The 20,351-nt window shown below is 76.8% G+C and carries 18 protein-coding genes; 14 read left to right on the top strand and 4 right to left on the bottom strand.

The features are described from left to right. Nucleotides 1–85: 85 nt before the first annotated feature. The 5 genes from K1Y72_RS31400 to K1Y72_RS31380 are packed head-to-tail and all read left to right on the top strand — an operon-like array spanning nucleotide 86 to nucleotide 5,893. On the top strand, nucleotides 86–1,711 hold the full coding sequence (locus tag K1Y72_RS31400; RefSeq protein WP_220170151.1) for an ABC transporter ATP-binding protein: 1,626 nt from the start codon (nucleotides 86–88) through the stop codon (nucleotides 1,709–1,711). Further along, entirely contained in the window at nucleotides 1,708–2,823 is a 1,116-nt protein-coding gene (locus K1Y72_RS31395) for an ABC transporter permease (RefSeq protein ID WP_220170150.1), read from the top strand. Before K1Y72_RS31400 ends, K1Y72_RS31395 begins: the two co-directional genes overlap by 4 nt. 5 nt (nucleotides 2,824–2,828) lie before the next feature. Continuing rightward, nucleotides 2,829–4,136, top strand: coding sequence for an ABC transporter permease (locus K1Y72_RS31390; protein WP_220170221.1), 1,308 nt, complete (start codon nucleotides 2,829–2,831; stop codon nucleotides 4,134–4,136). A gap of 53 nt (nucleotides 4,137–4,189) precedes the next feature. Then, complete coding sequence (locus K1Y72_RS31385) at nucleotides 4,190–4,606, top strand: cytidine deaminase (protein ID WP_220170149.1); 417 nt, start codon at nucleotides 4,190–4,192, stop codon at nucleotides 4,604–4,606. A 12-nt stretch (nucleotides 4,607–4,618) separates the two neighbouring features. After that, the gene (locus K1Y72_RS31380; RefSeq protein WP_220170148.1) at nucleotides 4,619–5,893 is read left to right on the top strand and encodes a thymidine phosphorylase; all 1,275 of its coding nucleotides are present in this window, start codon (nucleotides 4,619–4,621) and stop codon (nucleotides 5,891–5,893) included. A 61-nt stretch (nucleotides 5,894–5,954) separates the two neighbouring features. Here the strand turns inward: K1Y72_RS31380 and K1Y72_RS31375 are convergent, their stop codons facing one another. Beyond that, entirely contained in the window at nucleotides 5,955–6,203 is a 249-nt protein-coding gene (locus tag K1Y72_RS31375) for a hypothetical protein (RefSeq protein ID WP_220170147.1), read from the bottom strand. A 112-nt stretch (nucleotides 6,204–6,315) separates the two neighbouring features. Then, complete coding sequence (locus tag K1Y72_RS31370) at nucleotides 6,316–6,618, bottom strand: hypothetical protein (protein WP_308287314.1); 303 nt, start codon at nucleotides 6,616–6,618, stop codon at nucleotides 6,316–6,318. Between the two features lie 314 nt (nucleotides 6,619–6,932). Here K1Y72_RS31370 and K1Y72_RS31365 point away from each other — a divergent pair, with 314 nt between their 5' ends. Further along, a complete protein-coding gene (locus K1Y72_RS31365; protein WP_220170146.1) occupies nucleotides 6,933–7,937 on the top strand; it encodes a hypothetical protein in 1,005 nt (334 codons plus the stop codon). 141 nt (nucleotides 7,938–8,078) lie between these two features. On the opposite strand, the gene K1Y72_RS31360 is transcribed toward K1Y72_RS31365, so the two are convergent. Next, nucleotides 8,079–9,290 (bottom strand): hypothetical protein, encoded by a 1,212-nt coding sequence (locus K1Y72_RS31360; RefSeq protein WP_220170145.1) that lies wholly within the window; start codon nucleotides 9,288–9,290, stop codon nucleotides 8,079–8,081. A 448-nt stretch (nucleotides 9,291–9,738) separates the two neighbouring features. Beyond that, nucleotides 9,739–9,972, bottom strand: a complete 234-nt coding sequence (locus tag K1Y72_RS31355) for a hypothetical protein (protein WP_220170144.1) — start codon at nucleotides 9,970–9,972, stop codon at nucleotides 9,739–9,741. A gap of 463 nt (nucleotides 9,973–10,435) precedes the next feature. On the opposite strand from K1Y72_RS31355, the gene K1Y72_RS31350 reads away from it, so the two are divergent. From K1Y72_RS31350 to K1Y72_RS31315, 8 genes are all read left to right on the top strand, one after another. Beyond that, entirely contained in the window at nucleotides 10,436–11,923 is a 1,488-nt protein-coding gene (locus K1Y72_RS31350) for a sugar transferase (protein ID WP_220170143.1), read from the top strand. After that, a complete protein-coding gene (locus K1Y72_RS37440) occupies nucleotides 11,920–13,287 on the top strand; it encodes an O-antigen ligase family protein (protein WP_220170142.1) in 1,368 nt (455 codons plus the stop codon). The genes K1Y72_RS31350 and K1Y72_RS37440 overlap by 4 nt, the downstream gene beginning before the upstream one ends. Further along, nucleotides 13,284–14,903 (top strand): lipid II flippase MurJ, encoded by a 1,620-nt coding sequence (locus K1Y72_RS31340; RefSeq protein WP_220170141.1) that lies wholly within the window; start codon nucleotides 13,284–13,286, stop codon nucleotides 14,901–14,903. The genes K1Y72_RS37440 and K1Y72_RS31340 overlap by 4 nt, the downstream gene beginning before the upstream one ends. Next, a complete protein-coding gene (locus K1Y72_RS31335) occupies nucleotides 14,900–15,646 on the top strand; it encodes a polysaccharide deacetylase family protein (protein WP_308287313.1) in 747 nt (248 codons plus the stop codon). Before K1Y72_RS31340 ends, K1Y72_RS31335 begins: the two co-directional genes overlap by 4 nt. Beyond that, a complete protein-coding gene (locus K1Y72_RS31330) occupies nucleotides 15,643–16,812 on the top strand; it encodes a glycosyltransferase (RefSeq protein ID WP_220170140.1) in 1,170 nt (389 codons plus the stop codon). Before K1Y72_RS31335 ends, K1Y72_RS31330 begins: the two co-directional genes overlap by 4 nt. A gap of 40 nt (nucleotides 16,813–16,852) precedes the next feature. Continuing rightward, on the top strand, nucleotides 16,853–17,482 hold the full coding sequence (locus K1Y72_RS31325; RefSeq protein WP_220170139.1) for a YveK family protein: 630 nt from the start codon (nucleotides 16,853–16,855) through the stop codon (nucleotides 17,480–17,482). Further along, nucleotides 17,479–18,699, top strand: coding sequence for a GNAT family N-acetyltransferase (locus tag K1Y72_RS31320; protein WP_220170138.1), 1,221 nt, complete (start codon nucleotides 17,479–17,481; stop codon nucleotides 18,697–18,699). Before K1Y72_RS31325 ends, K1Y72_RS31320 begins: the two co-directional genes overlap by 4 nt. A gap of 443 nt (nucleotides 18,700–19,142) precedes the next feature. After that, on the top strand, nucleotides 19,143–20,255 hold the full coding sequence (locus K1Y72_RS31315; RefSeq protein WP_220170137.1) for a glycosyltransferase: 1,113 nt from the start codon (nucleotides 19,143–19,145) through the stop codon (nucleotides 20,253–20,255). Nucleotides 20,256–20,351 lie beyond the last annotated feature (96 nt).

The raw sequence follows: 20,351 nt of genomic DNA, 5'->3' as shown, positions 1-20,351 counted from the left end.
TCCGCACCATCCTGACGGCCCGGGCGGCGGCAGCGCCGCCGCCCGGGCCAGTCCCGCGCTTCGGGACACTTCTGGGAGAGCAAGGATGTCCACCACCGAGCGGCCGGCCCACGAGTCCGACCCGCACGCCCCCGCCATCGAGCTGCGCGGCATCACCAAGCGGTTCCCCGGCGTCGTCGCCAACCGCGACATCGACCTCACCGTCGCCGCCGGCACGGTGCACGCCATCGTCGGCGAGAACGGCGCGGGCAAGTCCACCCTGATGAAGACCCTGTACGGGATGCACCGCCCCGACGAGGGCACCGTCCGGCTCGCCGGCGAGGAGGTCGTGCTGCACTCGCCGGCCGACGCGATCGCGCGCGGCGTCGGCATGGTGCACCAGCACTTCATGCTCGCCGACAACCTGACCGTGCTGGAGAACATCGTCCTCGGCGCGGAGCGGCTGCACGGCATCGGCGGCAAGGCCCGCCGCCGCATCACCGGGCTCGCGGAGCGGTTCGGCATGCGCCTGGACCCGGACCGGCTCGTGGAGGAGCTCGGCGTCGGCGACCGCCAGCGCGTGGAGATCCTCAAGGTGCTGTACCGGGGCGCCCGGCTGCTGATCCTGGACGAGCCGACGGCGGTGCTCGTGCCGCAGGAGGTCGAGGAGCTGTTCGGGAACCTGCGCGACCTGAAGCGCGAGGGCCTCACCGTCCTGTTCATCTCGCACAAGCTCGACGAGGTGCTCGCCATCGCCGACCAGATCACGGTGATCCGGCGCGGCACGACCGTCGCGGACGGCGTGGACCCGGCCGGCGTCACCGCGCGCGAGCTCGCCCAGCTCATGGTCGGCAGCGAGCTGCCGGTGCCGGAGCTGCGCGAGTCGACGGTGACGGACCGGCCGGTGCTGGAGCTCGCCGGGCTGACGGTCCGCGCGGGCGGCCGCCCGGTCGTGGACGGCGTCGACCTCGTCATCCGCGCCGGGGAGATCCTCGGCATCGCGGGCGTGGAGGGCAACGGGCAGGCCGAGCTCGTCGAGGCGATCATGGGGCTGCGGGCCCCGGACGCCGGGACGGTCCGGCTGGACGGCACCGACGTCACCGACTGGCCGACGCGGCGCCGCCGGGAGAGCGGCGTCGGGTTCATCCCCGAGGACCGGCACCGGCACGGGCTGCTGCTGGAGTCGCCGCTCTGGGAGAACCGGGTCCTCGGCCACCAGACCGAGAAGCCCAACGTCAAGGGCCCGTGGATCGACCGGCGCGGCGCGCGCGCCGACACCGAGCGCATCGTCGCCGAGTACGACGTGCGCACCCCCGGCATCGACGTGACCGCCGCCGCGCTGTCGGGCGGCAACCAGCAGAAGCTCATCGTCGGCCGCGAGATGTCGGGGAACCCCAAGTTCCTCATCGCCGCGCACCCGACGCGCGGCGTGGACGTCGGCGCGCAGGCCGCGATCTGGGAGTACCTGCGGGCCGCGCGCGCCGAGGGCCTGGCGGTGCTGCTGATCTCCGCCGACCTGGACGAGCTGATCGGCATGTCGGACACGCTGCGGGTGATCCTGCGCGGCCGGATCGTCGCCGAGGCCGACCCCGCCACCGTCACCCCCGAGAGCCTCGGGTCGGCGATGACCGGCGCGGCGGCGGGCGCCGGCGCCCCGGCGGACGCCCCCGCGGAGCCGGTGCCCGCGCCGCGGCCCCCGGCCGAGGACGCGGCGCCGAAGGAGGACTCGTGAACAGGCTGAAGAACTCGCCGCTCGCGCTCACCGTGCTGGCCGCCGTGCTGGCGCTGGTGTTCGCGGTCGCGGTGACGGCGGTCGTGCTGTCGGCGAGCGGGTTCGACCCGCTGTCGACGTTCCAGGCGATGCTGGACTTCGGCACCAAGCCCGACAGCGTCGCCAACACGCTGAACCGGGCGTCGACCTACTACCTGGCGGCGATCGCGGTGGCGATCGGCTTCCGGATGAACCTGTTCAACATCGGCGTGGACGGCCAGTACCGGCTCGCCGCGATGCTCGCCGCCGCGGCCGGCGGCGCGATCGCGCTGCCGCCGGTGCTGCACCAGGCCATGATCATCATCGTGGCGATGCTCGTCGGCGGCCTGTGGGCGGGCATCGCGGGCGTCCTCAAGGTCACCCGCGGGGTCAGCGAGGTCATCTCGACGATCATGCTGAACTTCATCGCGACCGGCGTCATCGCCGTGCTGCTCCAGAAGGGGCGGCTCGGCCACCAGGTGGCGGGCAGCGACAACATCGGCACGAAGACGATCGCCCCGTCCGGCCGCGTCGCGGGCATCCCCTACCCGGGCGCGAACCTCCAGGTCTTCGGGCTGATCTTCCTGGCGGTCGCGGTCGGCGTGGTGTTCCACGTCGTGGTCAACCGGACCCGGTTCGGGTTCGACCTGCGCGCCACCGGCCTGTCGGCGACGGCGGCGTCGGCGGGCGGCGTCAACGCCCGGCGGATGGTCGTCACCGCGATGCTGCTGTCGGGCGCGGCGGCCGGCCTCATCGGCATGCCGCAGCTGCTCGGCGCGTCCTACACCTACGGCCTGGACTTCCCGACCGGGCTCGGCTTCACCGGCATCGGCATCGCGCTGCTCGGCCGCAACCACCCGGTCGGCATCGCGTTCGCCGCGCTGCTCTGGTCGTTCCTGGACCAGTCCTCGCAGATCCTGCAGTTCAACGACATCCCCAAGGAGATCGTGGCGATCACGCAGGCGGCGGTGCTGCTGTCGGTCGTGGTCGTCTACGAGATCGTCCGCCGGCTCGGGCTGCGCTGGCAGCAGCAGACGGTGGCCGCCGAGCTCGCCGAACGCGGCCCGGCCGGCACGAAGGAGGTGGCGGCGTGACCGTCCTGTCCGAACCGCGCCCGGCGGACGCCGCGCCCGCCCCCGCGACCCGGCGGCGCCGCAGCGCCCGCACCTGGCTGCTCTTCCTCGGGGCGGTGTTCGTCGGGCTGGTGCTGCTCCGCGCCCTCACCGGCGAGCGCGCCATCACCTCCAGCGGCACCTTCGGCGCGACGCTCGCGCTCGGCGTCCCGATCGGGATGGCGGCGCTCGGCGGCCTGTGGTGCGAGCGCGCCGGCGTCGTCAACATCGGCCTCGAAGGCATGATGATCTTCGGGACGTGGGGCGGCGCGTACGGCGCCTACACGACCGGCAACGCCTGGGTCGGCCTGGTCGTCGGCGTCGCGATGGGCGCCCTCGGCGGCCTGCTGCACGCCGTCGCGACGGTCACCTTCGGCGTCGACCACATCGTGTCCGGCGTCGCGCTGAACATCCTCGCGCCGGGCGTCGCCCGCTACCTGTCGACGATCGTGTTCCTCGGCCACGAGGGCGGCGGCGCCAACCAGTCGCCGCCGCTGCCGGGCTTCCCCAAGGTCAGCGTCCCCGGCGTGGACGGCCCGCTCGGCGACCTGGAGGGGCACGGCTGGTTCTTCGTGTCCGACCTCGCCGGCCTCGTCCGCGGCCTCACCACCGACCTGTCGGCGGTCACGCTGATCGCGGTCGCGCTGGTGCCGGTCACCTGGTTCGTGCTCTGGCGGACGGCGTTCGGGCTGCGCGTCCGGTCCTGCGGCGAGAACCCGTACGCGGCCGAGTCGCTCGGCGTGCGGGTCTACACGATGAAGTACCTCGCGGTGATCATCTCGGGCGGGCTGGCCGGGCTCGGCGGCGTGTTCCTGGCGATGGTCGGCTCGTCGGCCTACCAGGAGAACCAGACCGGCGGCCGCGGCTTCATCGGCCTCGCCGCGATGATCTTCGGTAACTGGCGGCCCGGCGGCCTGGCCGCCGGCACCGGCCTGTTCGGCTACACCGACGCGCTCCAGCAGCGCGGCGCGACGGGCGCGGTGCACGCGCTGCTGCTCGTCCTCGCGATCGGCCTGTTCGCGTTCGCGGCCCTCCAGGTCTGGAAGGCCGCCCGGACGCCGGCGGCGGCGGGCGAGGCGCCCGCCCCGGCCTGGCGGCGGTTCCTGCGGCCCGCGGTCGCGGTCGTCGCGGGCGTCCTGCTGCTCGTCTGGTACCTGCTGACCGACGAGCTCCCCAAGGAGATCGTCACCTACAGCCCGCACATCACCACGCTGCTGGTGCTGACGCTGGCGTCCCAGCGGCTGCGGATGCCCGCCGCCGACGGGCTGCGCTACCGGCGCGGCGAAGGTCACTGACCGGGCGGTGCGCGGCCGTCCCGCGCACCGCCCCGATCACCGATCATGGACGTATGAACGAGATCGACTGGCCCGCGCTGCGCACCGCGGCGCGGGCCGCCATGCGGCGCGCCTACGCCCCCTACTCGTCGTTCCCCGTCGGCGCCGCCGCCCTGGTGGACGACGGGCGGACCGTCAGCGGCTGCAACATCGAGAACGCCTCCTACGGCGTCGGCCTCTGCGCCGAGTGCAGCCTCGTCTCGGCGCTGCACGGGGAGGGCAAGGCGGACGGCGGGGAGCGGCCCCGGCTGGTCGCGGTGGCGGTGGTGGACGGCCACGGCGACCCGCTGATGCCGTGCGGCCGCTGCCGCCAGCTCCTCTGGGAGCACGGCGGCCCCGCGATGCTGCTGGAGACCGTGTCGGGCATCCGCCCCATGTCGGAGGTGCTGCCGGACGCGTTCGGCCCCGACGACCTCATCGAACGAGCCTGAAAGGGGCCACGCGTGGATGCCATCGACGTCATCCGGGCCAAGCGCGACGGGCAGGAGCTCGCGCCCGCGCAGATCGACTGGGTGATCGACGCCTACACCCGCGACGCCGTCGCCGAGGAGCAGATGGCGGCGCTCGCCATGGCGGTGCTGCTGAACGGCATGACCCGCGCCGAGGTCGCCCGCTGGACCGACGCCATGATCCGCTCGGGGGAGCGGATGGACTGGTCGGCGCTGGACCGCCCGACCACCGACAAGCACTCCACCGGCGGCGTCGGCGACAAGATCACGCTGCCGCTGGCGCCGCTCGTGGCGGCGTGCGGCGCGGCCGTCCCGCAGCTGTCGGGCCGCGGCCTCGGCCACACCGGCGGCACGCTCGACAAGCTGGAGTCCATCCCGGGCTGGCGGGCGTCGCTGTCCAACGCCGAGATGCTGGACGTGCTCGCCTCCGCCGGCGCGGTGATCTGCGCGGCGGGCGGCGGCCTCGCCCCCGCCGACCGCAAGCTGTACGCGCTGCGGGACGTCACCGGCACCGTCGAGTCGATCCCGCTGATCGCCTCGTCGATCATGTCCAAGAAGATCGCCGAGGGCACCGGGGCGCTGGTGCTGGACGTCAAGGTCGGCTCCGGCGCGTTCATGAAGACGCCCGAGCGGGCCCGCGAGCTCGCCGAGACGATGGTCGCCATCGGCAAGGACGCCGGCCTCACCACGGTCGCGCTGCTCACCGCCATGGACCGGCCGCTCGGCGCCGCCGTCGGCAACGCGATCGAGGTCGCCGAGTCGGTGGAGGTCCTGGCGGGCGGCGGGCCCGCCGACGTCGTCGAGCTGACCGTGGCGCTCGCCCGCGAGATGCTGGACGCCGCCGGGGTCGCGGGCAAGGACCCGGCGGACGCGCTCCGCGACGGCTCGGCCATGGACGCCTGGCGCACCATGATCTCCGCGCAGGGCGGCGACCCGGACGCGCCGCTGCCCGCGGCCGCCGAGACGCACGTGATCACCGCTCCGGCGGCGGGCGTCCTCACCCGGCTGGACGCGTTCGGCGTCGGCGTCGCGGCCTGGCGGCTCGGCGCGGGCCGCGCCCGCAAGGAGGACCCGGTGTCGTTCGGCGCCGGCGTGACCTGCCACGCCAAGCCGGGCGACGCGGTGGCCGCGGGGCAGCCGCTGCTCACCCTGCACGCCGACGACCCGGCCCGGTTCGAGCGGGCCCTGGAGTCCCTGGACGGCGCCTGGGAGATCGGCGGCGACGGCGGCCCCGCCCCGCTGCCGCTGATCATCGACCGGATCGCCTGACCCCGCGCACGGCGACGGGGGGCGCGCCGCCGCGCGCCCCCCGTTTCCGCTTGCCCGCGCGTCAGTGCGCGCGGCTGTACACGTGCCGGACGCTCGCGCCGTCGGGGCCGGAGGTGTAGTAGGAGTCCTCGTAGCGGACCTCGCCGTCGTCGCCGGCGAAGACGCGGCGGATGTGCAGCGTGCTGCCGTGCGCGTCGGCCTTCATCGAGGAGGAGCGGTACTCGGCGTCGGCGTGGGCGAGGGAGGGGGCCGCCATGAGGGCCGCGGTGGCCGAGAGGGCGACGGCGGCGGAGCGGGAGATGGAGCGCATGGTGTTCTCTTCCTGAGCAGGGGCGGGCGGCGTCGGCCGAACGGAGACGGTCCCGCCCGGCGTCCGGGCGGGACCGCTCGCGGGTCGTCTAGCGAGACCGGATGGCGACCGGTCAGTCGGCGGCGCTGACCACGCCCGAGGACGTGGCGCCGTTCGGGCCCGCGGTCTGCGCCTTCTTGCCGTAGAAGACGCCGCCGTCGCCGTGGTCGCCGCCGCCGCCGTGGCCGTGGTGGCCGTCCACGGCGCCCGAGACGATGCCGGTCGACGAGGCGCCGTTCGGGCCGGCGGCCTTGCTGCCCTGGCCGTGGAAGGTGTCCGCCATGGCGGCGGGAGCGGCGAGCGCGAGGCCGGCGGTGGCGAAGCCGACGATGGTGAGCTTGTGCAGCGTGTTCATGAACCATTCCCTCTCGTCCACGTCGGGAAGGTGCCGACGCGGGTTGCGGAACCTCCGCCGGATCCTGCGGTGAGGCCGTCCCGGCGAGCTTGCAGGTTCTTCATTACCGACCGTGATCAATCCAACACGCTGTGCGGGTAATGCTTACTTTGGCCAAATGTGGAGCCGCCGGGGGTGAGCCTTCCGGGGTTCTGGCCTATGCGGCGCCGGGGCGCGCGGGCGGCGCGGGGGGCGTGCCGGGCGGGCGGAGCGTGTCTGATTCACTACTCGTAGTCATGATCACGATGCGAGTACCGCGTCCTGGCTGCCGGGACCGCGGGGATCAGGGGGAGACCATGCGCCAGGCCGACACGCGACCGACCGCCGGGACCGCGGACCACGACCGGCGGGCGGGGGCGGTCCGGGGGACCCGCGCCGTCCTGCGGGCGGGCCTCCGCCGGGCGGCGCTCGCCGCCGTCCCGGTGACCGCCGCCGCGGCCGCCGGGCTCGCGGTGACCGCCGCCGCGCCGGCCGCCCGCGCGGACGCGCCGGCGCCGGTCGCCTGCACCGGCACGACCGGCGACGTCGCGGCCCTGGTCAAGGCGTTCCAGACCGGCGGCCCCTACCGGCTCGGCAAGAAGTGCGACTACGAGCTGACCAAGCGGGAGGGCGCCCACTCGGCGCTGCCCACCGTCACCAAGGACACCACCGTCGACGGCGCGGGCTCGTCCATCACCTGGTCGGGCACCGAGCCCATCCGGTCGGTGTTCAGCGTGGCACCGGGCGCCCGCCTGCGCCTGTCCGACGTCACGGTCTACGGCGCCGGCGCGGCGGGCTCGCCCACGGTGAGCCTCGGGCGCGGCTCCACGCTCACCCTCACCGACTCCTCGATCTCGGTCGACGTCGGCTCCGACACCGGCGCGGGCCCGGGCGTGACGGGCACGGGCGTCGGCGTCCAGGGCGTCCCGGTCGGGAGCGGCGTGCGCAGCGCGGGCGCGGCCGGCGTGGAGTGCACGGCGACGGGCGACGGGGCGCGCGGCCCGGCGACCGACCCGGTGTCGGGCGCCCCGCTGCCGCCCGACCCGGTCACCGGCGGCCCGGCGGCCCCGCCCGCGGCCGCCCCGGCGACCGTCCCGGACGCCGCCGGCACGACGAGTCCCCTCGGCGCGACGGACGTCCTGGGCGCGCCGAGCCCGCTGGGCGGGGCGGACGCCCTCGGCACGGCCGGCACGGCCGGCGCGGCCGGCGGGACGTCCGTCGCGCCGTCCTGCCCGGCCAAGACCGTGACGAAGCTCACCGCGGGCCCGAAGAAGGCCACCAGCTCGTCCACCACCTGCTGCGGCACGGCCGCCGGCCGCTGACGCCCGCGCTCCACATGACCGCCCGGTCGTCACACGTCGAGATGCGGCGTGTTGCCCACTTCGAAGATCGAAAGTGGGCGACACGCCGCATCTCGACGGGAGGTGACCGGGTGGTCGCAGGTGGCGGGAGCGGGTGGCCGGTCAGCGGCGCGGGCCGTAGAGGGCGATGAGGCCCCGGTAGTCGCCGCGTCCCAGGGTGGCCATGCGGTCGTCGCACGGGGCGGCGACCGGCGTCATGGTCAGGTTCGCGTGCCGCGCGCCCTTCACGTGGTCGAGGCCGAGCACGTGCAGGGTCTCGTGGGCGACGATCGCCGCCGGCAGGTAGTGGCCCGCCGGGCAGCCGCCCGCGGCCCGGTCCTCGCCGCCCGCGGGCGACCACCACGCCTTGTCGTCGCTCTGGAGCGCCACGTCCGCCTCCACGGTGTTGCGCCAGCCCTGCCAGGTGCAGGTCATGGCGAGGGTGGAGGAGGGCAGGCCGCCGAGCGACAGCCAGCCGAAGGAGTTGGTCCCGTCCGGCTGCTTGCAGCCGCCTCGGCGGCCGATGCCGGGCTTGCGCGCGGTCCGCCCGAGGTAGTGCTGGCGGATGTTCGGCCGGGGCGAGAAGTGGCCGGTGCGGGTGCAGTCGGTCCGCGCGCCGACGGCGGCGGCGACGCCGGACCGCACCGCCTGCTCGGCGTCACCCGCGCTGATGCCGCCCTCGATCGAGGCGCCGCCGTAGTAGCGCCAGAAGATGGTGCGGCCTCTCGTCCATGCCGACGTGGACGCCCGCCAGGTCCTGTCGCGGCAGGCGCGGACGGCGGCCGGCTGGCCCTTGACCTCGGAGCCCGTCCCCTCGGGCTCGTCGCCGGACTCGCCGGACTCGTCGTCGTCGGGGTCGGGGCCGGCGGCCGTCGGTTCGTCCTCGGGATCGGTGGCCGGGGGGCCGTCCGTGGCGTCGGGGGTCGGGGAGGCGTCCGTGAGGCCGGGCGCTCCGGGCTCGGCGGCGGTGCCCGGCGGCGGCGGCGCGGTGCGCTCGATGCGCACCCGTCCGGCCGGCACGTCGACGGCGACCCGCAGGACGTCGGCGCCGTCGGTGCGCAGGCTCTCGGCGGTGACGGCGGCGGTGCCGTCCGGGACGGTCACCGCCAGCCCGCCGGGGCCCTGGACGGTGCGGCCCCGCAGGTCGCAGGAGGCCAGGGGGACCGAGGCCGGGAGCCGCCCGGCGGCGAGGGCGCCGCCGGGCGGGCACCAGGACGGGGGGGCCGTCCGGGCCGGGCCGGCGTCCGCGGGCGGGGCCGCCGCGGCGAGGGCCGGGCAGGCGATCAGGGAGAGGAGCGCCGGCAGGGACCACACGCCGGCGTGTCTGTTGAGCATGCTGTCACCGCAATCCGGAAATCGCCTGGGCGGCGAGGGTGGCCCACGGGCGACGGGAGGCGCTGATCGCGACCGGACCGGAACCCGTGCGGGGCGGGCCGCGAATGCGGTTCCGCGGCGCGGCGCCGCCTTTTCCCGCGCCGCCTTCCGCGGGACCGGACCGGCGGTTCCCGACTGCTCTACGGATTCCCAGCGGCTTGTTCTGGTAACTGGTGACAAAGGTAAAGAAATACGAATGTCGCTTATGGGGAGAGCAAGAGGGGCGGGTTTTTCTGGGGGGTTGCTGGACTAGGTCCGCAATGTCCATTTGGGGGGAGGTGGACGGGCGTGGGGGGAGTGCTGGCGAAAAGGTGCGGAAAAGCTCGCGACCCCTCGCTGCGGGGCCTGCCAGCGAGGGGTCGCGATCTGTACTTCGGGGCGGAGCCCGTCAGTCAGTTACAGCGTCGGTTCAGCGGCCGATGTTGGTCGAGCCGTTGTCGCAGTCGCCCTGCTCGTGGTCGACGCCGAGGATGTTGTGGATCGCGGCGCCGATGACGGCGACGTCGATGGCGCGGCAGGTCTGGGCGCCGATGATCTGGTTGTTGTCCGAGTCGACGCCGTTCGCCATGGCGGGGGCAGCGCTCATCAGGACACCGGCGGCGGTGACGGAGAGCAGGCCCGCGGCGGCCAGTCGCTTGATCATGAGAGTCGTCCTTTCGGGTACTGATCAGAATCTCATTCGATTCGCACACGCGGTGGCTGCGGATCGAGATAAAGAAGTAGCGCGAAAACGCGCCGGTGTCACACCGGAACGGGCGTTATGACGGTTCCTTTGGCAACTGATGGAACGGCCATCGCCTGGCGGTCCGGCGGCTGGCGAAGCGATGACCCGGCGGCCGCGGGAACCGCTCGCGGGGGTCGCCGTCCGTTCCGCTTCCGCCGAATCCGGGGTGATGTCAAAATTTCTATATCCTTGGTCGAAAGGAGCACTGACCGATCATGGAATGCTGCCATCCTTGAGCGCGCCACAGGGGCGGATTCCGGTACCGGTGCGCGAGGACCGTTCGGCAGGCGGACGGGAGCGGCCGGGACGGCCGCGACAGGCCGGCGTCCCGTTTCCCCCGCGCGCCGCGACTCCGTCCCTCCCTTCCGAAAGGACACCCGCGATGCCAGTTCAGGACCTCGGTGTCCCGTCCGCCGCCGCGCCGCCCGCGCCCGCCCCGGCGCCGGGGGCCGGGCGCGGGCGGGCGGCGGGCGCGGCGCGCGCACGGCGCTCGGCCGCCGTGCGGCGGACCGGGCTGGCGCTCTACCCGCTCGGCCTGGCCGGCCTCGACGCCGCCGCCGCGGGGCTCGGGGCGTGGACGCTGGCGCCGCAGGCGGTCGCCGCGGCCGCCGCGACGACCGCGGCCGCGGTGCTGGTCGGCGCGCAGGCCGTCGCGGGCGGCTACCGGCCCTGCCGCACCCGGTCGATCGTCGACGAGGCGTTCTCCCTGGCGGCGCGGACCGCGCTCGCCGTGCTGGTGCCGGTCGCGGCGACCCTGCCGGGCCGGAGCGCCCCGGACCCGGTCCCGGCGGCGGGCGTCGTGCTCGGCTGCGTGGCGGCCGTGCTGCTCGGGCGCGCCGCGGCGCACCGGCTGGTCGGCCTCTACCGGCGGGCCCGCCCGCACGGGCGGCGGACGCTGGTGGTCGGCGGCGGCCCCGCCACCGACCACGTGATCGAGGCGCTCGCCGAGCGGCCCGCCCTCGGCCTCGCGGTCGCCGGCCGGATCGCCGCCGCCGACCGCCCGGCGCCCGGCACCGTGCCCGCGCCGGCGCCCGAGCCCGCGGACGCGCCGGTCCTCGGCCGGCTCCCGGACCTGCGCGCGGTGATCGACGCCGAGCGCGCCCGCACCGTCGTGGTGGTCATGGAGGACGTCCCCGGCCGCCACGGCGACACCGCCGTCCGCGCCTGCCCGCCCGGCACCGAGGTGCTGGTGCTGCCGGCGCCGGCCGGGCTCGCCGCCTCGCCCGGCCGCGCGCCGGGGTACCTGGCGGGCCTGCCCTGCACCCGGCTGGCCGTCCGCGGCCACCGCAGCCCCGCCCGGCTCGCCAAGCGCGCCTTCGACCTCGCCGCGGCCCTGCTCATCGTCCCGGTCCTGCTGCCGGTGCTGCTCGCCTGCGCGGTCGCGGTCCGGCTGGAGAGCGGCCCCGGCGTGCTGTTCCGGCAGCGCCGCATCGGCCTGGAGGGCCGCCCGTTCGTGCTGCTGAAGTTCCGGACGCTGCGGCCGAGCGACGACCGCGAGGCCGACACCCGCTGGTCCGTCGCGGGCGACCACCGGATGGGGCCGGTCGGCCGGTTCCTGCGCAAGACCTCGCTGGACGAGCTGCCGCAGCTGTGGAACATCGTCCGCGGCGACATGAGCCTGGTCGGCCCGCGCCCCGAGCGGCCGCACTTCGTCCAGCAGTTCACCGGCGCGCACCCCGGCTACCCGCTGCGGCACCGCGCCCCGGTCGGCCTGACCGGCTGGTCGCAGGTGCACGGCCTGCGCGGGGACACCTCCATCGAGCGGCGCACCCGGCTGGACAACCACTACATCGACGGCTGGACGTTCTCCGGCGACCTGCGGATCCTCCTCATGACGGTCCGCGAGATCCTCGGCGGGGGCGGGCGGTGACGGCGGCGCTCCCGGCGGGCGCGGCGCCCGTGCCCGCCGCCCGCGCCGCCGCCCGCGCCGCCGCGCTGCTGCGCGCCGCCGGCCCGCCCCGGCTGAGCTGGGCGGTCGCCGCCGCGACGCTGTGCGTCTGCGTCCCGTCGGGAGGCGGCGGCGGCGACGGCGTGCAGGTCACCGCCGCCGACGTGGCGGGCGCGGCGGTCGTCGCGCTGGCCGCGCTGGCGGCCTGGCTGCGCGGCGCGCGCGTCCCGCGCGCCCTCCCGCTCGCGTTCGCGCCGCTGCTGGTCGCGCTGACCGCCTCGACGGTGTGCTCGCAGGACGTCGCGGCGAGCCTGCCGGGGTACGTGCGGGTCGTCCAGATCTTCGTGCTGGTCCCGGTCGCGGTGGTCCTCGCCGTCCGCGACCGCGACGACCTCGCCGTCGTCCTCGGCGCGGTCGTCGCGGTCGGGACCTTCGAGGCCGGCTTCGGGGCCTGGCAGGCGGCGACCGGCACCGGCGCGTCCATCGGCGGCCGCACCGTGCGGGCCGTCGGCACCTTCGGCGCCACCGACGTCATGGCGATGGCGACGGTGGCGGGCTTCGCGACGATCGTCGCGGCGGCCGTCGCGGCCGCCCGGCCGGGGCGGGCCCGGGCCGCGGCCTGCGCGGTCCTCGCCGTCCTCGGCGCCGGGCTGCTGCTCGCGCTCAGCCGGGGCAGCTGGATCGCGGTCGGCGCCGGCGTGCTGATCGTGCTGACGCTGTCGGACCCGCGCGCGGCGCTCCGCACCGTCCTCTGCGCGGGCGCGGCGGCGACCGTCCTCGTCGGCGGGTTCGGCCTCGGCTCGGACGGCCTGAAGGACCGCACCCTGTCGATCGCCAGCTCGGTCGACGCCCCCGACCGGTCGGTCAGCGACCGCTACGACCTGTGGGGGACCGCCGTCGCGATCTGGCGCGACCACCCCGTCACCGGCGTCGGCGTGAAGAACTTCCCCGAGTTCCGCGACACCTACGCGCCGCTCGGCCTGTCGGGCGCCAGCGAGACCGACGACCCGACGCACGGCTACCGCCGCCAGCCGCTGCTGTCGCCGCACAACGAGTACCTGCTGGTGCTGTCGGAGCAGGGCGTCCTCGGCCTCGCCGGGTTCCTGCTGCTGTTCGGCGCCCTCGTGCGCGGCCTGGCGCTCCGCCGGGACCGCACCGACCCGGCGTGGCTGCTCGGCGCGGGCCTGCTCGGCAGCCTGGCGATCAACTTCTGGTACGCCGACCTCGGCGGCCCCACCTGCACCCTCACCGCCGTCATGATCGGGGCGGTGGCGGCCCGCGCCCTGCGCGCCGACCTCGCCCCGGGCGCGGCGGGTACGGCGGGCGCCCCGGCGGCCGCCGCATGAGCGTCGTCCTGGACACCGCGCGGGCGACCGTCCGGCGGCTGCCGCTCCGGCACGCGATGGTGGGCGCCGCCGGCCTGTCGGCGATGCTGATCGCGGGCGGCACCGCGCTCGGCTTCGTCCGCGACCTGCTCATGGCGCACCGGTTCGGGGCGAGCGGCAGCACCGACGCCTTCCTGGTGTCCTGGACGATCCCCGAGACGGTCTCGCCGCTGCTGATCGAGGACGCGATGGCGCTCGTCATGGTGCCCGCCGTCACCCGCGCGATGGCGGGCCCCGACGGGGTGCGGCCGCTCGTGCGCAGCACCCTGCCGCGGCTCGTGCTGACGCTCGCGCTGGTCGCCGTCGGCACCGCGCTCGCCGCGCCGTGGCTGGTGGCGGCGCTCGCGCCCGGCCTCACCGACACCGCCGACGCGGTGCAGTGCGTGCGCTGGACGTCGGTGACCGTCCTCGCGTTCGGCGTCACCGGCTTCATGAACGCCACGCTGCGCGCCCACCACTGCTTCGGGCCGCCCGCCGCGATCTACCTCGCCTACAACGTCGGGATCCTCACCGCGATCGTCACGCTGACCGGGCGCCTCGGCGTCGTCAGCGCGGCCATCGGCGTGGCCGGCGGCAGCCTCCTCATGGCGGCGGTGCAGGCGCCGGCGTTCGCCCGCCGGCTGCGCGCCGCGCCGCGCCCGCCCGCCGGGCCGCGGTCCCGGTCCGCGGCCGCCCGCCCCGAGCTGCTCGCCGTCGTCCCCGTCATCGTCTACACCCTCACCCGGCAGTCGCAGGTGCTGGCCGAGCGGTTCCTCGGGTCGGGCCTCGCGGCGGGCTCGATCTCCTACCTGAACTACGCGCAGAAGGTCGCGCAGGTCCCCATGGTGCTGTCGCTGCTGATCGTGACGGTCACCTTCCCCCGCCTCGCCCGCGCCTCCGCCGACCGCGACACCGACGGGATGCGGCGGCGGATCGAGGCCGACATCGTCGTCGTCGGCGGCCTCGTCCTCTGCGCCGTCGCCTTCCTCACCGCGTTCGCCCCCGCGATCGTCGGCCTGCTGTTCCAGCACGGAAACTTCACCGCCGCCGACACCTCCCGCACCGCCCTCATCCTGCGGATCTACTCGCTCGGGCTGTGGGGGCAGGCGATGGTCGGCGTGTCGGCGCGGGCGCTGTTCGCCCGCAGCCAGCCGCTCTGGCGGCCCGCGCTCTGCGTCGCGGCGGGCCTCGCCGTCACGGTGGTGTTCGGGGCGCTGCTCGTCGGCCGGTTCGGCGCGGTCGCCCTCGCCGCCGGCAACGCGCTCGGCATCACGATCGCGGCGCTGCTGCTGCTCGCGGGCGTGCGCGCCCGGGTCGCCCCCATCGGGCTGCGCCGCCTCGGCCCGGACGTGGCGCGCCTGCTCGCCGCCGCCGCGTGCGCCGCCGCCGTCGGCGCGATGCTCGCCCGCTCCTTCCCTCCCGGTCTCCCCCTGCCGCTGCAGCTCGCGGGCGGCGCGTGCACCGTCACGGCGGTCGTCGCGCTCGTCCTCGGGGCGACCCGCCGCGGCGGGCCCACCCTCGGATTCCGCGCGCTCGCCGCCGACGAAGCCACCGGCGCAGGCAGCGCGCCGGGCGTCCCCAGGGGAGAGGCACCGTGAACAGAACCGCAGTCACGCCGGCCATCGCGCCGGCCCCGGCACCGGCGGCCATGCCGTACGTGCTGATGTACCACTCCGTCGAGGACGCCGCCGAGGATCCGCACCTGCTGGCCGTGCCGCCCGCCATGTTCGCGCGGCAGATGCGCTGGCTGGCCCAGCGCGGCCTCCGCGGCGTCGGCATGGCCGAGCTGCTGCGCGCCCGCGACGCCGGGACGGCCCGCGGCCTCGTCGGCCTCACCTTCGACGACGGCTACGCCGACTTCGCCACCGCCGCGCTGCCGATCCTCCAGGACTTCGGCTTCACCGCGACGGTGTTCATGGTCGCGGGCCGCATCGGCGGCGACAACGCCTGGGACGACGGCCCGCGCAAGCCGCTGATGACGGCGGGGCAGCTCCGCGGCGTCGCCGACGCCGGGATGGAGGTCGCCTCCCACGGCCTCGCGCACCTGTCCCTGCCCGAGACCGGCACCGAGGAGCTGGCCCGCGAGCTCCACGAGAGCCGCTCCCTGCTGGAACGGATCCTGGACCGGCCCGTCACCGGCTTCGCCTACCCCTACGGCCATATCGGGGACCGCGAGGTCGCGGCCGTCGCCGCGGCCGGATACGACTACGGCTGCGCCATCTGGGGCTCCCACCCGAGCCGGCACGCGCTCGCGCGCACCTACATCGGCGACCGGGACGGCGGCCTGCGCCTCCGCGCGAAGCTGCTCCGGCACCGGCTGCGCTGGAGGGTCCGCGTATGACGCGCGTCCTGCACATCATCACCGGACTCGACCGGGGCGGCGCCGAGCAGCAGCTCCTGCTGCTGCTGCGGCACCTGCCGGTGACGAGCGAGGTCGCCGTCCTCACCGGGGACGGCGCGCTGAGCCCGCAGATCGAGGCGCTCGGCGTCCCCGTCCACCGGATCGGCATGCGCGGCAACACCGACCTGGCGGCGCTGCCCGCCCTCGTCCGGCTGATCCGGCGGGGCCGCTACGACGTCGTCCACACGCACCTGTACCGGGCCTGCGTGTACGGGCGCCTCGCCGCGCGCCTCGCGGGCGTCCGGCACATCGTCGCGACCGAGCACTCCCTCGGCACCGGCCACATCGAGGGCCGCGCGACGACGCGCGGCGTCCGGCGGCTGTACCGGGCGACCGAGCGGCTCGGCACCGTCACCGTGGCCGTCTCGCCCACCGTCGCCGAACGCCTCGCCGCCTGGGGCGTGCCGCGCGCGCGCATCGTGACGATCCCGAACGGTGTGGACGCCGCCGCGTTCGCCTACGACGGCGAAGCGCGGGCGCGGGTGCGCGCGCGCTTCGGCCTCGGCGAACGCGACTTCGTCGTCGGTACCGTCGGGCGCCTCGTGCCCACCAAGAACGTCGACGTCCTCATCGACGCGATGGCCGCGACGGCCGCCGCCGTCCTGCTGGTCGTCGGCGACGGGCCCGCCGCCGCCGAGCTGCGCGCGCGCGCAGCCCGGTCGCCGGCGGCTCCGCGCATCGTGTTCGCCGGCGAGACCGGGCACGTCGCGGACGCCCTCGCGGCCATGGACGTGTTCGCGTCGGCGTCCACCCAGGAGACGTTCGGCCTCGGCGTCGTGGAGGCCCTCGCCGCCGGGCTGCCCGTCCTGTACGCGGTGTGCCCGGCGCTGGAGGACCTGCCGGCCGGGCACGCCCCGCACGCCGAGCGCCTGCGGGCCGACGCGGCCGCCTTCGGCGCCGCGATCCAGCGCCTGGCGATGCGGCGGCCGGAGCGCTTCGCGCCGCCGCCCGCGGTCGAGGCGTACGCCGCCGGCGTCCACGCCGCCCGGCTGGCCGCCCTGTACGGGGCCGCGCCCGCTCCCCTTCCCGACCCCGCACCCGCTCCCGCCGCCGTCGGATCCAGGACGGCGGGCTCTCCTCACGAAAGGGACTCGCATGCCTCCTAGAACACGGTGGACCCCCGCGCGTCTCGCCGCACGGGTCGGCGTGCCCGCCGTCCTGGTCGCCGCCGGGCTGCTGGGCGGCGCCGGCTACGCGCTGCTGAAGCCGCCGTCCTACACCGCGTCGGCCTACGCGGTGGTCGTCGCCGACCGCGCGGACGGCGGCCCGTCGGCGACGAACTTCGCGCAGGCGTACGGGCGGCTCGCCGCGCTGCCGTCCACCCTGGTGTGGGCGACGCCCGCGCTGCCGCCGGAGATCGTGCGGGACGCGCGCAGCAGCGTCCAGGCGTCCACCTCGCCCGACACGCCGCTGATCCACATCACCGGGTCGGCGGCGACGCCGGCCCGCGCCGCCGCCTACGCCAACGGCGCGGCGAGCGCCCTCGTCGGCTACGGCACCATGCACAAGGCCGACACCGGCGTGAAGGTCGCCCTGATGAGCCCGGCGGCGGTGCCGGCCGCGCCGTCCTCGCCCGACCTGCCGGTCGACCTGCTGATCGGCGGCGCGACGGGCGTGCTGCTCGCCGCGCTCGCCGCGCTCGGCGGCCTCGGCCGCCGCCCGGCCCGGCCCAGGCCCGCGCAGCCCGCCGCGCCCGCCGGGAGCGGCGCGGCGCCCGTTCCGGTCGCGGCCGGGCCCGCCGGCCGCGGGGACGGCGCGGAACCGGCGGGAGCATGACCGCCGCCACCGGCGCGGCGGCGCGCACCGGGCTCTGGACCGCCGAGGTGCTCCGCGACGACGCGGCGCTCGCCGAGCTGCGCGGCCCGTGGGAGGACCTGCACGGCCGCTGCCCGGCCGCCACGCCGTTCCAGTCGCACGCCTGGGCCGCCTCCTGGTGGCGCCACTACGGGCGGCCGGGGCGGCTGCGGCTCGCCGTGGTGCGCCGCGACGGCCGCCTCGCCGGCCTCGCCGCCCTGCACGCCGTCCCGCGCCGGGGCTGCCTGGTGCTGGAGCCGCTGGCGGCCGACCTCAGCGACTTCAGCGACGTACTGCTGGACCCCGACCACGCCGGCGACGCCGCCGGGCACCTGGCGGCGGCGCTGCTGGGCGAGCCCGGCTGGCACGTCCTCGCCCTGCCCGAGACGGGCCCGGACGCCGCGGCGCACCTGCTGGCCGAGCGGTGGCCGCGGCGCGTCCGGCGGCTGCCGTCCTCGACGTGCCTGCGGCTGCCCGCCGAGGACCCGGCGGCGTTCCTGGCCCGGCTGCCGGGCCGCTCGGCCGGCAAGATCCGGGCGCGGCTGCGGCGGATCGAGGCGGCCGGCCCGACCGCGACCGCCGTCCCGCCGGACGAGGTGCCGCGCGCGGTGGAGGAGCTGCTCGACCTGCACGTCCGGCAGTGGGAGGGGCGCGGCATCAACCCCGAGCACCTGCGCGGGCGGTTCCGCCGCCACCTCGTGGACGCCGTCACCGCCCTGGCGCACCAGGGCGGCGCGCAGGTGTTCCGCTACACCGAGGACGGCGCGCTCGTCGCCGCCGATCTCGCGCTCGTCGGCGGCGGCTTCGTCGGCGGCTACCTGTTCGGCTGCGACCCCGGCCTGCGCGGCCGCGTCGACGTGTCGCTGATGCTGCTCCAGCAGGAACTGCTGCTCGCGCACCGGCTCGGCCGGCCCGCCGTCAACATGCTGCGGGGCGTGGAGGAGTACAAGATGAAGTGGCGCCCGGACCCGGTGCGCAACGAGCGCCTGCTCCTGGCGCGCTCCCCGCTCGCCGCCCCGTTCGTCGCCGCCGAACTCGGCCGCGCCGGCCTCCGCGCCGCCAAGCACCGCCACCGCGACCGCGCCCTCGCCCACCCCGCCGACCCGCACGCGGACCGCGCCAACGACCGCAAGGACGGAGCCGCCCGCCCCACCGCCCGGAACCGCACCCGCCCCAAGGGCAACGGAGCCCCCGAATGACACCCGACCCGCCCGAGCCCGCCATGACACCCGACCCCGCCGGACCACCCGGACCGCCCAGCACACCCGAGCCCGCCGGACCGCCCGGACCGCCCGAGCCCGCCGGACCGCCCGAGCCCGCCGGGCCGCGCAAGACCGCCGGGCCGCCTGGGGCCGCCGGGCCGCCTGGGGCCGCCGGGCCGCCTGGGGCCGCCGGGCCGCGCAAGGCCGCCGGGCTGCCCGGGGCCGCCGGGCCGCGCAAGACCGCCGGGGTGGCCGGGGCCGCCGGGGTGGCCGGGGCGGCTGGGGTGGTCGAGCTGCCCGGGGCGGCCGGGGTATTTGAGGTCGCTGGGCCGATCGGGGTGGCCGGGGTACTTGAGGTTGCCAGGACGAGGGAGGTGGCTGGGGCGGGGATGTCGGGGCGGCCGGGGGTTCTGCATGTGAGTCAGCCGACGCATGGGGGTGTGGCGGTCTATGTCGCGCAGGCGGCGGCGGAGCAGGCGGGGCGCGGGTGGCGGGTCGCCGTCGCGTGCCCGCCCGAGGGCGAGCTCGTCGCCCGGCTCGCCGCCGCCGGCGTGCCGCACCTGCCCTGGCGGGCGGGCCGCTCGCCGGGGCCGGGCACCCTCGCCGAGGCGCGGCGGCTGCGCGGCCTCGTCGCGGCGTTCGACCCGGACGTGGTGCACCTGCACTCCGCCAAGGCGGGCCTCGCGGGGCGGCTGCCGGGCGTCGCGGGCGACCGGCGCGTCGTCTTCCAGCCGCACGGCTGGTCCTGGCTCGCGGGCAGCGGCCCGCTCGGGCCGGTCAGCCTCGCCTGGGAGCGGTACGCGGCGCACCGCGCCGACGCCGTCGTCTGCGTCGGCGCGGGGGAGCTGGAGCAGGGCCGCGCGGCGGGCGTGCGCGGCGCCTTCCACATGATCCGCAACGGGGTGGACCGCGACCGGTTCCGCCCGGCCGGCGCCGAGGGCCGGGCGGCCGCCCGCGCGGCCCTCGGCGTCCCGCCGAGCGCGCGGCTCGCGGTGTGCATCGGCCGGCTGACTCGGCAGAAGGGCCAGGACGTGCTGCTGGCCGCCTGGCCGCTCGTCCGCGAGCGCCGCCCGGACGCCGAGCTGGTCCTGGTCGGCGACGGCGACGCCGCCGATCAGCTGCGCGGGCAGGCCGGGCCGGGCGTGCTGCTCGTCCCCGCCGTCGCCGATCCGCGCCCCTGGCTCGCCGCGGCCGACGTGGTGGTGATGCCCTCCCGCTGGGAGGGGCTGCCGCTCGCGGCGCTGGAGGCGCTGGCGGTCGGCCGGTCGCTGGTGGCGTCCGACGTCCCCGGGCTGGCCGAGGTGGTGGCGCCCGGCAGGGGCGCGCTGGTGCCCGCCGAGGACGCCGCCGCGCTCGCCGCCGCCGTGGCCGAGCGGCTGTCGGCCCCCGGGCTCGCGGACGCGGAGGGCGCCGCCGGTGCGGCCGCGGCCGCCGGGTTCGACATGGCGGACACGTTCGCCTCGCTGGCGGGGCTCGTCGCCGGGCTCGCCGGGACGCCCGCGGCGTCCCTCGGCGCCGGCAGCGGACCGCTGGCCGCCGAGACCAGCGGCTGAGGCACGCACACCTCGGCCGGCACGGACGGGACGGCGGGCGCCGGCGCGGCCGGGCGCGCCGCGACCGGCGACGGCGCCGGCAGCGCGACCGGCGAC

The sequence above is a fragment of the Actinomadura parmotrematis genome, assembly GCF_019458805.1.
Classification (GTDB): Bacteria; Actinomycetota; Actinomycetes; order Streptosporangiales; family Streptosporangiaceae; genus Spirillospora; species Spirillospora parmotrematis.
The sequence above is the reverse complement of the archived record's forward strand: the minus strand, read 5'-3'. Positions and strand labels throughout refer to the sequence as shown.